This window comes from Lonsdalea iberica, assembly GCF_002111585.1.
GTDB lineage: Bacteria > Pseudomonadota > Gammaproteobacteria > Enterobacterales > Enterobacteriaceae > Lonsdalea > Lonsdalea iberica.
On sequence record NZ_LUTP01000004.1, the window covers coordinates 1 to 12,140 of the forward strand.

12 protein-coding genes are annotated in these 12,140 nt (G+C 52.5%); 7 read left to right on the forward strand and 5 right to left on the reverse strand.

The annotated features are described in order from the left end of the window. Positions 1–646: 646 nt before the first annotated feature. Both mobB and mobA read right to left on the reverse strand, forming a co-directional pair. Positions 647–1,159: a molybdopterin-guanine dinucleotide biosynthesis protein MobB gene (mobB, locus tag AU511_RS02120; protein ID WP_094108623.1), complete on the reverse strand. Its 513-nt coding sequence runs from the start codon at positions 1,157–1,159 to the stop codon at positions 647–649. Next, positions 1,152–1,730, reverse strand: a complete 579-nt coding sequence (gene mobA / locus AU511_RS02125) for a molybdenum cofactor guanylyltransferase MobA (RefSeq protein ID WP_094108624.1) — start codon at positions 1,728–1,730, stop codon at positions 1,152–1,154. The genes mobB and mobA overlap by 8 nt, the downstream gene beginning before the upstream one ends. 114 nt (positions 1,731–1,844) lie before the next feature. Between mobA and AU511_RS02130 the strand changes: the two genes are divergently transcribed. From AU511_RS02130 to spfP, 5 genes are all read left to right on the forward strand, one after another. Continuing rightward, positions 1,845–2,114: a YihD family protein gene (locus tag AU511_RS02130; RefSeq protein ID WP_094100294.1), complete on the forward strand. Its 270-nt coding sequence runs from the start codon at positions 1,845–1,847 to the stop codon at positions 2,112–2,114. Positions 2,115–2,177: 63 nt separating this feature from the next. Further along, positions 2,178–3,164 carry a serine/threonine protein kinase gene (locus tag AU511_RS02135; RefSeq protein WP_094108625.1) on the forward strand — a complete coding sequence of 329 codons (987 nt, stop codon included), beginning with the start codon at positions 2,178–2,180 and terminating at the stop codon, positions 3,162–3,164. A gap of 22 nt (positions 3,165–3,186) precedes the next feature. Continuing rightward, on the forward strand, positions 3,187–3,810 hold the full coding sequence (dsbA, locus tag AU511_RS02140) for a thiol:disulfide interchange protein DsbA (RefSeq protein ID WP_094108626.1): 624 nt from the start codon (positions 3,187–3,189) through the stop codon (positions 3,808–3,810). Positions 3,811–4,177: 367 nt separating this feature from the next. Next, a complete protein-coding gene (gene polA, locus AU511_RS02145; RefSeq protein WP_094108688.1) occupies positions 4,178–6,964 on the forward strand; it encodes a DNA polymerase I in 2,787 nt (928 codons plus the stop codon). A 297-nt stretch (positions 6,965–7,261) separates the two neighbouring features. Continuing rightward, a complete protein-coding gene (gene spfP, locus AU511_RS18050; RefSeq protein WP_071892919.1) occupies positions 7,262–7,309 on the forward strand; it encodes a small protein SpfP in 48 nt (15 codons plus the stop codon). A gap of 112 nt (positions 7,310–7,421) precedes the next feature. Here spfP and yihA read toward each other — a convergent pair whose 3' ends face one another. Beyond that, a complete protein-coding gene (gene yihA / locus AU511_RS02150; protein ID WP_094100296.1) occupies positions 7,422–8,060 on the reverse strand; it encodes a ribosome biogenesis GTP-binding protein YihA/YsxC in 639 nt (212 codons plus the stop codon). 214 nt (positions 8,061–8,274) lie between these two features. On the opposite strand from yihA, the gene yihI reads away from it, so the two are divergent. Together yihI and hemN are read left to right on the forward strand one after the other, a co-directional pair. Further along, positions 8,275–8,811, forward strand: a complete 537-nt coding sequence (gene yihI / locus AU511_RS02155; protein ID WP_094108627.1) for a Der GTPase-activating protein YihI — start codon at positions 8,275–8,277, stop codon at positions 8,809–8,811. A gap of 187 nt (positions 8,812–8,998) precedes the next feature. Beyond that, on the forward strand, positions 8,999–10,372 hold the full coding sequence (gene hemN / locus AU511_RS02160) for an oxygen-independent coproporphyrinogen III oxidase (protein ID WP_094108628.1): 1,374 nt from the start codon (positions 8,999–9,001) through the stop codon (positions 10,370–10,372). 81 nt (positions 10,373–10,453) lie between these two features. On the opposite strand, the gene AU511_RS17175 is transcribed toward hemN, so the two are convergent. Beyond that, positions 10,454–10,576: a YshB family small membrane protein gene (locus AU511_RS17175; RefSeq protein WP_139171511.1), complete on the reverse strand. Its 123-nt coding sequence runs from the start codon at positions 10,574–10,576 to the stop codon at positions 10,454–10,456. Positions 10,577–10,722: 146 nt separating this feature from the next. After that, the gene (gene glnG, locus AU511_RS02165) at positions 10,723–12,135 is read right to left on the reverse strand and encodes a nitrogen regulation protein NR(I) (RefSeq protein WP_094108629.1); all 1,413 of its coding nucleotides are present in this window, start codon (positions 12,133–12,135) and stop codon (positions 10,723–10,725) included. Positions 12,136–12,140 lie beyond the last annotated feature (5 nt).

Sequence of the window (12,140 nt, forward strand, 5' to 3'; positions counted from 1 at the left end):
GATAGTCACACTCCCGCCTGCCGGGACTGGATTGAGGGCCATGAGTCGGTTATCGGTCACGGCCCTAGCTGCTTAAAATGCCTGCCGTGATGAACCCTCCCTGTTCAACGGCTTGTTCCCCTGGAGCTGTTTCCTTTACTCATCCTGAGCAACCTAACCGAAACGCCCGTCGCCCCGTATCGTGTGTCAGCGTCGGCCGGGAAACGCGAAAGGGCCGTCATACGAAGGATAGACTTGCTGACACTCGCCATCGTGCAGACCCAGGCGCGCCAGATCTGATCTGCGCTACTTTGTTTGATACTGGCTCTTGGTGCTGATTGTCGAGGACTTTCTCGGTTGCTGGATAACGGTAACCGCCGCAGGGCACCAAGATCCCCTCTAACCCCTAACGAGTTAAATCAAGGACTAAGATCTGGAGGGTTAGCCGGCACTCAAATTCCGGGGCCCCAATAAACTTGATACATAACGACGTCGATCGTTAAGCCATTTATCAGCATGATTTATAAGGCCATACACTCCCCGTCTTTCCATGACAGAGCGTTGTGTGATGATCGAAAATGGCTAAATGGCGCATGCTCTGGATTAGAATCTCGCACTCCATAGAGCATGAGGGCAGAACTGCAGGTAAGAGCACTTATATCCAAGCCTATCGGCCATCTAGCCAATGGCATATAAACGCGGCGATAGCGGGAGGATGGTTCAGATCTAGTTGAGGCGTGGGGGTGTTTAAGGGCACATCGCTGGCGATCGCCAGAGTGTCGTCATCGATCAACGTAGCTATCTCATGGCCGGTTTCCTGACGGTACAGGACGATCTTGGGGATCTTCTCGTGGCGAAAGCCTTCTACCAACACCAGATCGAGCTTTGTATGATCCATTCTGCTAGCCAGCCATGCGAGTTCGGGGTTTGACTGATCCGGCGTTTCCGTCATTAATGCCCAGCGATTGTCGCTGGCGACCAGCGTCTGCTCGGCACCCGCTTTGCGAAGACGATAGCTATCTTTCCCCGGTGTATCGATATCCATCTCGTGGTGCGTATGTTTGATCATGCCGACACGGATGCCGGATGCTTTTAGCAAAGGGATCAACTGCGTTAACAACGTTGTTTTTCCGGTACCGCTGTATGCGGCGATCGCCAGAAGCGGCACGGGACTAGTCATGTTTTTGGCCCCCTTGCCATTCAGCCAGTTCTTCAGGCGTGTTCAGATTACGAAATGCCTGAGGCTGGTCGCTGAAAGATACGGGCTGAGCATGGATGTAATTGAGAAATAGCATCAGTTTGCGATCGCCCCTGGAGAGGAACTCTTCAAGCGCCGCAGTTTGGCTTTTATTAATGAGAAGCAATGTAGGATGGTGGTGTTCGTCATCGGTGGCATAAGCGGCGGGGTGGTGACCGATGTGTTGTTGTAAACGAGAGACGAGATTTAACGGTAACGCCGGCACGTCGCAGGGAGCGAAGAGCGCCCATTCGGTCTCCGTGGTGACCAACCCCGTATACATCCCCGCTAACGGACCCGCAAACTGGCGGTTGATATCACCGATCACCGGATACCCGCTTTGCTGGTAACGTTCATGATGACGGTTGGCATTGATCAGTACGCTATCTACCTGGCTCGCCAGCCGTGTTAAAACGTGTTGATACAGCGGTATGCCGTCCAATAGGAGGAGGCCTTTATCTTGGCCGCCCATCCGTGAGGATTGTCCGCCAGCCAGAATGATTCCCGTGATCATAATTGTTTGACCTGAAAATAAATGATGCCGACAGAGGGAAAACGATGGCGTAACGCCAAGCGCTTTCCTCATACTAAGTACATGACTATTTAAGCTGAGTATGGAGAACCGACCATGAAATGTCATCGCGTGAATGAGTTAGTTGAACTGTTGCATCCGGCCTGGCAGCAGGAGCCCGATTTGAATTTGATGGAATTTTTACAAAAACTTGCAAAGGAAGCTGGGTTCGAGGGTGCGCTTGGCGATCTGACAGATGATATCCTTATCTACCATTTAAAAATGCGTGGTTCCGAACAAGAGCAACCGATCCCAGGGTTGCAGAAAGATTATGAAGTTGACTTCAAAACGGCCCTCCTGCGGGCCCGTGGCGTCATCAAAGATTAATGAAAAGCTCGTTTTCCGCGTCGATGCGGGCGTACGCCTTTTGCTACAGGAACGTTAAACGCAATGCATGATGCTGTTTTCAATTTTCACACGCTCTCGCCAGACGTCATTATGGATGCGCTATGGTCTGCTGGCGTACGCGTAGACTCCGGATTAATCGCGCTTAATAGCTACGAAAACCGGGTATACCAACTCAGTGATGAAGATCGTCGGCGTTACGTGGTCAAATTTTATCGTCCACGGCGTTGGAGCAAGGATCAAATCGTCGAAGAGCATCTGTTTGCCGCTGAACTGGCGCAGGATGAAGTGCCGGTTGTCGCGCCTTTGGCTTTGCAGGGAAAGACCTTGCATGAGTATGACGGCTTTTTCTTTACCGTGTTTCCCAGCGTAGGGGGAAGGCAGTATGAAATGGATAACGATGATCAGCTGGAAGGCGTCGGTCGTTATTTAGGGCGCATTCATCAAACGGGCCGCAAACGCGATTTCGATGCCCGGCCGACTATCGGCCTGCAAGAGTATCTGTATGAACCATTTAATGCGTTATCCCAATGCGCTTTAATCCCCGCCTCGCTGCGGGAAACCTTCCTGAACGCGACCGATCGCCTGATTCAGGAAGTGAAGCGCTGCTGGCATGACGACTGGGCGTCAGCCCGCCTGCACGGGGATTGCCACCCCGGCAACATCCTGTGGCGTGACGGCCCCTTGTTCGTCGATCTGGATGATGCCCGTAACGGCCCCGCCATTCAGGATTTGTGGATGCTTTTGCATGGCGAGCGACGCGAGCAACGAATCCAACTGGATATTTTGTTGGAAGCTTACAGCGAGTTTTCTTCTTTCGATGAGAAGGAGCTGGCGCTCATCGAGCCGCTGCGGGCGATGAGAATGATTCACTATCTGGCCTGGGTTGCCCGACGTTGGCAGGACCCTGCGTTTCCAAGGAGTTTTCCCTGGATGCAGGATGCCGATTTTTGGGCGAAACAAGCCTCCACCTTTGTCGAGCAGGTTAAGCTGTTGCAGGAACCGCCTTTGCAGCTGACGCCGATGTACTAAAGTTAACGGAGAAAAGAGTGATATGAAGAAAGTATGGCTAACACTGATTGGTGTGATCATGGCGTTCAGTGCCTCTGCGGCTGATTTCAGCGAGGGGAAACAATTTGTCACGGTGGATAAGCCCGCAACGCAGGAGCCGCAGGTGCTGGAGTTTTTCTCTTTCTACTGCCCGCACTGCTATCAATTTTCCCAGATTTATCACATTCCCGACGCGATACAGAAGGCGTTGCCGGCTGGTACCAAAATGGTGAAGTATCACGTGGACTTCCTGGGACCTTTGGGCAAAAATTTGACGGAAGCGTGGGCCGTCGCTATTGCTCTGGGGATTGAAGATAAAATCAGTCCGCTGCTGTTTGATGCGGTACAGAAAACCCAGACGGTCCAGAAACCGGAAGATATTCGTAACGTCTTTATCTCCGCGGGCGTGAAAGGCGAAGACTACGACAGCGCTCTCAACAGCTTCGTTGTAAAATCACTGGTAGTGCAGCAGGAAAAAGCGGCGGCGGACTTGCAGCTGCGCGGTGTTCCATCCCTGTTTGTGAACGGCAAATATATGGTTAAGAATGACGGTCTCGATACCAGCTCCATGGACGCTTACGTCCAGCAATATGCTGATGTAGTGAAATTCCTGATTTCTAAAAAGTAATTTAAGGCAACGTCATGCGGTGTGAGCCGCGTGGCGTTGGTTTTCCCTCAAGCCATTCTTTCAGCGAAAATAACCTAGTGAAATTGAATGACATTTTCATAGGTATCCACAAATCTTATATTTTCCGTTAACGATAAGTGAATGTGTTTTTTTATTTTAGTTAACTGATTTTGCTTGATAATTTAATTACCCCTCGCGACATTTATTCCCCTGTTAATTATTTAAGTATTTCTATGCACAAAGTTATCCACAGGGGGTTCTGCGGTTCGTCAAGAAAGCATGGCCGTATTGGCGCGTTATTATTCGTCTCTTCCTGCCACCTATGGCATGCTTATACGATGGCTGGAAATAACAATTGAAACAGATTATGGCTCAAATAGCAGACAACCCTTTAATTCTCGTCGACGGTTCCTCTTACTTGTACCGTGCCTATCACGCTTTTCCTCCGCTGACGAACAGTGCGGGCGAACCTACCGGAGCGATGTACGGCGTACTGAACATGCTGCGCAGCCTGTTGCTTCAATATCATCCCAGCCACGTTGCGGTTGTGTTTGATGCAAAAGGAAAAACCTTCCGCGATGAGTTGTTTGAACATTACAAATCTCACCGACCGCCGATGCCGGAAGATCTGCGAGCTCAAATCGAGCCGTTGCATAAAATGGTCAGGGCGATGGGCCTGCCGTTGTTAGCGGTTACCGGCGTGGAAGCGGACGATGTCATCGGCACGCTGGCTCAACAGGCGGAGTTGAACTCGACGCCGGTGCTGATCAGCACCGGGGATAAAGATATGGCGCAGCTGGTGACGCCGAACGTCACCCTTATCAATACCATGAACAACGCTATCCTGGGTCCTCAGGAGGTATGCGACAAATATGGTATCCCACCGGAGCTGATCATCGACTTCCTCGCGCTGATGGGCGACGCCTCCGACAATATTCCCGGCGTGCCGGGCATTGGCGAGAAAACGGCACAGGCGCTGCTACAGGGATTGGGCGGTTTGGATACGCTGTACGCCAATCTGGATAAAATCGCCGATCTTTCCTTCCGTGGCGCGAAAACCATGGCGGCTAAACTGGAACAGCATAAAGAGGTCGCTTATCTCTCTTACCAGTTGGCTACCATCAAAACTGATGTCGAACTGGCGCTGAGCTGTGAACAGCTGGCGGTCACCGAGCCGCAGGTGGACGAGCTGAGTGAGCTGTTCAAGCATTATGAGTTCCGGCGTTGGCAGATTGAACTGGAATCGGGCGTCTGGTTGTCGGGTAAAAAGAGCCCGGTCGTGGCGAAAAGCAAACCCGCGGAGGAAGAAAAGAGCGCGCCTGCGGCTGAGCGCGCGCTATCGCAGGAAGGCTATGTCACCATACTGGATGAAAAGACGCTTGAGACGTGGATCGACCGTCTAAAGTCGGCCGACGTTTTCGCCTTCGATACGGAAACCGACAGTCTGGATACGTTGAGCGCTAATCTGGTCGGTATCTCGTTTTCCGATAAGCCGGGTGAGGCCGCCTATCTGCCGCTGGGCCACGACTATTTGGATGCCCCGGAACAGATGACGCGCGAAAGAGCGTTGGAACTGCTCAAGCCGCTGCTGGAAGATCCCGCCGTACTGAAAGTCGGTCAAAATCTGAAGTATGACCGCGGGGTGCTGGCCCGCTACCATATCGAGCTGCAAGGCATGGCGTTCGACACAATGCTGGAATCTTACGTGCTGGATAGCGTGGGCGGCCGTCATGATATGGACAGCATGGCATCACGCTACCTGCAGCATAAAACCATCTCGTTTGAAGAGATCGCCGGCAAAGGCAAAAAACAGCTTACCTTTAATCAAATCCCGCTGGAACAGGCGGCGGTGTATGCGGCGGAAGACGCCGATGTCACGCTGCATCTGCATCAGAAGCTATGGGAAAAGCTGGAAAAAGAGCCTGAGCTAAGAAACGTCTTCGACAATATAGATATGCCGCTGGTGCCAATTCTGTCGCGTATGGAACGCAATGGCGTATTGATTGACGCGGGCATTCTCGCCGAGCACTCCAAGGAGTTGACGACGCGGCTGGCGGAGCTTGAGATTGAAGTGCATGAACTGGCTGGCGAGCCTTTCAACCTCTCTTCTACCAAGCAGTTGCAGCACATTCTGTATGAAAAGCTGCAGCTCCCTGTCAGGAAAAAAACCCCGAAAGGGGCGCCGTCCACTAACGAAGAAGTGCTGGCGGAACTGGCGTTAGACTATCCGTTGCCGAAGTTGATTCTGGAATATCGTGGCTTGGCAAAGCTGAAATCCACCTATACGGATAAACTGCCGTTGATGATCAATCCGCTGACGGGAAGGGTGCATACGTCCTATCATCAGGCGGTGACGGCGACAGGTCGGTTGTCTTCCAGCGATCCTAACCTGCAAAACATACCGGTGCGTAACGAGGAAGGGCGGCGTATCCGCCAGGCGTTTATCGCTCGCGAAGGCTACAGCATCGTTGCGGCGGATTATTCACAAATTGAACTGCGCATTATGGCTCATCTTTCTCGAGATGCCGGGTTGTTGCGGGCTTTCTCCGAGGGATTGGATATTCACCGCGCCACGGCGGCGGAAGTCTTTGGTTCACCACTGGATAAGGTGACGTCTGAGCAGCGTCGCAGCGCCAAAGCGATCAACTTTGGTCTCATCTATGGCATGAGCGCATTTGGTTTGTCTCGGCAGCTCAATATTCCGCGCAATGAATCTCAGAAATACATGAATCTCTATTTTGAGCGTTATCCGGGCGTGCAAGAGTACATGGAGCGTACGCGTGAGCAGGCGGCCGAGCGCGGTTATGTTTCGACGCTGGATGGTCGACGCCTCTACCTGCCGGAGATCAACGCGCGAAATGCCATGAGCCGTAAGGCGGCGGAGCGTGCGGCTATCAATGCCCCGATGCAGGGGACGGCGGCGGATATCATCAAGAAAGCGATGATTGCCATTGACGGCTGGCTGCAGCAACAGGATGAACCGCTGGTGACCATGATTATGCAGGTTCACGATGAATTGGTCTTCGAAGTCCATGATTCCGTGCTGGAACAATCCAAGGCGAAAATCAAAGCGTTGATGGAAGGATGCATGAAGCTGGATGTGCCGCTGCGTGTCGACGTGGGAACTGGTATTAACTGGGATCAGGCACACTAAATCACGCCCTTTTCCTGCCTGAAACCGTCCTATTCTGCTTGCCCCTTTTATGACCTGGGGCAGGCAGAACCTGCACAATTAACGCCCGTATTTCATCATGTTATCTAGCCTGTGACTTGACAAACTTGAGTCAACTTCATCGGAAAATGGTCCTTTTTGTAATTAAGCTACAGGATCATGCAGCGATGCGTCCTTTTATGGCGATGCTTTATGCAATGTGTGAAAGTAAACAACAAAAAAATCTTTGTAGCGGCAAAAAAATAGGGTAGAGTTATTTCCGTAGGGTACAGAGGTAAGATGTTCTATCTTTCAGACCTTTTACTTCACGTAATCGGATTTGGCTGAATATTAGCCGCCCCGCTCAGAATCCTGAGCGGGGCGTTTTTTATTGTGGCGCTGAAATTTTTAAGGCAAGGCATGTCAATTTAGATGATTCACCAACCCTCGATATCGAGCATTATTCGCCCTGTTCGGGGAAGTCTTCGAAGGGGGTGCCGTTAAACCAGCTGTCCAATTTTTCGCGCAGCTTATCCACGCCGCTCTTTTTCAGAGATGAGAAGGTTTCCACCTGAACATCGCCCATCAACGGCAATATTGCTTCACGCACCATGTTCAGTTGCGCTTTGCGCGCCCCCTGGGCCAGCTTGTCCGCTTTGGTCAGCAATACGAGCACCGGCAGTTCCGCAGCAACTGCCCACTCCAACATCTGCTGGTCGAGATCTTTCAGCGGATGGCGAATGTCCATCAGCACCACTAATCCTTGCAGGCACTGACGTTTTTGCAGGTATTCGCCTAAGGCTCGCTGCCATTTTCGCTTCATTTCTTCCGGTACTTCCGCGTAGCCGTAGCCGGGCAAGTCCACCAGTCGTACGCCGTCGACCACTTCAAACAGGTTGATGAGCTGGGTGCGCCCTGGGGTTTTACTGGTTCTTGCCAGGCTTTTTTGATTGGTTAGCGTATTGAGCGCGCTGGACTTTCCGGCGTTCGAACGTCCAGCAAAGGCGACTTCAATACCGCTATCTGCGGGCAAATGGCGAATGTCCGGGGCACTGGTAACGAAATGGGTCACCTGGTAGTTGTATTGATGGGTCACAATCTTCGTCTCTGTCTGGATTAATAGTTACTCAGCGATTATACCTGTAACTTGCCGTGGCTGTGGTCTTTATCTGTATCGTCACTTTGACGACGTCAGCGTAATATTGTGAAAAAATAAAAGCCTCTTCCGTGAAGTTGGGTGCTTTTTTATTCGTACGCTTTCTGCTAGATTCCGCCGCAATTCCCTACATTCTTAATAATCTGAGAGCGATGCCATGAAACAACCATTCAAACGGCCGGGCGGTAAGGCCGCCAAACCTAAAATCAAAAGAAAAACCCGTGAAGAATTGGATACCGAAGCTCGTGCGCGTAAGCGTCAGAAAAAACGTCGTGGACTGGCTGCGGGAAGTCGCGCCCAGGGTGGAAACGATAACAAGACGGCCCCTGGGCTGGAAAAAGTTGTCGATCCGCGCATAGGCAGCAAGAAAAAGATCCCGCTGACCCCGGCTGACGCCGCGCCGGTTTCTTCTATTCCTGAGCCTGAACGGGAGAAAAAAGTGACGTTATCTCCAGAAGTCGAGCTGGAGATGCTGGAAAACGATCCGCGACTGGACGAGCTGCTCGATCTGCTGGAGAAAGGGGAAACGCTTTCAGTGAAAGACCAGTCCTGGGTTGATGAGAAGCTCGACCGCATCGATGCGCTGATGGAGTTGCTGGGCATAGAGCTGGGTGATGACGACGACGACGAAGAAGAACCTCAGGAAGATATGCTGCAGTTACTCAAGCGCAATAATCCCAAAGACGGTTATTGATGTTAAAAGGGCTCTTTCTGATATTAACCTTGCTGGTTATGTGTTTTTTGCTGAGTCTGTTGGCTAAACTGTGGTGTCTGTCGAACAGGAAGACGCGATTGCTGCGACGCAGTCTGTCTTCCCGACAGCAGCCAATACCGCAGAGACGGTCAGGCAATAAACGATACCGCAAGGAGTAAGCAGCAAAATGTCTGGAATGAGCATCGATTGGGATCTGGAGCTGATACAAAAGTATAACTATTCCGGGCCCCGCTATACGTCTTACCCTACCGCGCTGGAATTCACCGAAAGCTACGATGAATCCGCTTTTCTGCAAGCGGCCGCTCGTTACCCCGAGCGACCGCTTTCCCTGTATGTCCACATCCCGTTTTGCCATCGTCTGTGCTATTTCTGCGGGTGCAACAAGCTGGTAACGCGTCAACTGCACAAGGCGGACGAGTATCTGGATGTCCTTGAGCAGGAAATTCGTCAACGAGCGCCCCTGTTCGCCGGACGTACCGTGACTCAGATGCATTGGGGCGGCGGAACCCCGACGTTTCTGAATGCAAAACAGATCACCCGGTTAATGACGCTATTGCGTGATCATTTCGCGTTTGACGCGCACGCTGAAATGTCGCTGGAAATAGACCCGCGCGAAATCGAGTTGGATATCGTCGATCACCTGCATCAGGAAGGGTTCAACCGCCTGAGCATGGGGGTACAGGACTTCAATAAAGAGGTTCAGCGATTGGTCAATCGCGAACAGGATGAAGCGTTTATCTTTTCCCTCATCGAACGGGCGAAAGCGCTTGGGTTTACCTCCACCAATATCGATTTGATTTACGGCTTGCCGAAACAGACGCCGGAGAGTTTCGCTTATACGCTGCAACGAGTAGCCGAGCTGGGTCCGCACCGATTGAGCGTGTTCAACTACGCCCATCTTCCAACGTTATTTGCCGCGCAGCGGAAAATTAAGGAAGCGGATTTACCTTGTGCCGAGCAGAAGCTGGATATTTTACAGCAGACGATTCATGACCTGACCGCCTCGGGCTATCAGTTTATCGGTATGGACCATTTTGCGCGTCCCGACGATGAGCTGGCAGTGGCGCAGCGCGAAGGGAAGCTGCATCGTAATTTTCAGGGCTATACGACACAGGGCGAGACTGATTTGCTGGGGATGGGCGTCTCCGCGATTAGTATGATCGGTGATAGTTATGCTCAGAATCAGAAGGTCTTGAAGGACTACTACAAGCAGGTTCAGACCCAGGGCAATGCGCTGTGGCGGGGAGTGGAACTGACGCGTGACGACTGCCTCCGCCGAGATGTCATCAAAACGCTGATCTGCAATTTTCGGCTGAGCTATGCGGCGATTGAATCTGACTACCATATTGTTTTCGAAGATTATTTTTCTGAGGATCTGAAGTTGCTGGAGCCGATGTTGGCAGACGGTCTGATCGAGGTGGCGCCGCGGGAGCTGGTGGTGACGCCAAAAGGACGCTTATTAATCCGTAATATTTGCATGTGTTTCGACATCTACCTGCGGGGTAAGATGCGAAGTCGCCAATTCTCACGGGTGATATGAACTTTCGATAGAAATAAAAACAGCCGCAATGCGGCTGTTTTTATCTTTTCTGCCAGCGTGAATCCACGATGATATGCGGGTTCAGCTAAAAAAGTTAATCAAGGCGGCACACAAAACGGCTGCGATGGCGGTCTGCGGGGAGTGTCCCACCGCATTGCCCATTTCAGCGCCGTGTGACAGCGCCGAAAAAAGTGATTCCAGCATGGTTACGTTCTCCTGTCAGCGCAGTGATCATACTGCTAGTGATGATCATGTAAAGTATAAATTTGCGACAATAATACCTGCGCTGAGATGACTCTTTTCCGCTCCTCCGACAAGCGAAAAAACCGGTAAGAGGAGCGGCGATGGGACTACTCCATCCCCAACTCTTTCAGTTTGCGTGTGAGCGTATTACGCCCCCAGCCCAATAGACGAGCGGCTTCCTGTTTATGTCCCTGCGTGTGACGCAACGCGGTCGTCAGCAACGTTCTCTCCATCTCTGGCTGGGCTTCCGCCAATAGGTTTTGATGACCGGAACGTAGCGCCCGGTCAGCCCATTGCGCCAGCAGAGTTGCCCAACTGTCGGGCTGAACATGGACCGTAGCGTCAGGCGCGGTGGTTTCGAACAGCTCTGGCGGTAAATCCTGGATCAGCACTTCCTGACCGGCGGCCATAACGGTCAACCAGCGGCAGGTATTCTCCAGCTGGCGGACGTTGCCGGGCCACGGCAGACGCGTGAGCGCCGCTTCCGTTTCGGGATGCAGGTTCTTGGGTTCAACGCCCAGCTCCTTGGCGGTCGCTTGCAAAAAGTAGCGGGCGAGGCGAGGAATGTCTTCTCGACGTTCCCGCAGCGGCGGCAGATGAACGCGAATGACGTTCAGGCGGTGGAACAAATCTTCGCGAAACTTGCCTTCCTGAACTCGCAGCTCCAGATTCTGGTGGGTTGCCGCGATAATCCGGACATCGACCTTGACCGCCGCATATCCCCCAACGCGGTAGAACTGCCCATCGGACAGTACGCGCAACAGTCGAGTTTGCACATCCAACGGCATGTCGCCGATTTCATCCAGAAACAGCGTACCGCCATCGGCCTGTTCAAAGCGGCCCTGCCGAATCTGATTCGCGCCGGTGAAGGCGCCTTTCTCATGGCCGAACAGCTCTGATTCGATCAAATCCTTGGGAATGGCAGCCATGTTCAGCGCGATAAAGGGCGCTTTGGCGCGAGGGCTGTGGCGATGCAAAGCGTGTGCAACCAGCTCTTTACCCGTACCGGATTCCCCGTTGATCAAGACGCTGATGGAAGAGCGTGAAAGACGGCCGATGATCCGGAAAACGTCCTGCATCGCGGGCGCCTCCCCGATGATATCCGTCGTCGGTCCGCTGATAGGTTGATTACGGACCGGTTGCTGCTGCTCCATATAGTGGCTGATGGCGCGTTCGACCAGCGCCACGGCCTCATCAATATCAAATGGCTTGGGCAGGTAGTCGAAAGCACCTTGCTGATAGGCGCTGACGGCCGCGTCTAAATCGGAATGCGCCGTCATGATAATGACCGGCAGCATAGGGTGGCGCTGTTTTATCTGTTGCAGCAGAGCCAGCCCATCCATTCCGGGCATACGAATATCGGAAAGCAGCACGTCTGGCGTTTGCGTAGATAATGCGTTTAATGCCTGATTTCCGTTATCAAACGTCGCGCAGGTTAAGCCGGCTCCTGTGAGCGCGCGTTCCAGCACCCAGCGGATGGAGCTATCGTCGTCGACAATCCAGACTATCCCTCGTTGCATCATGG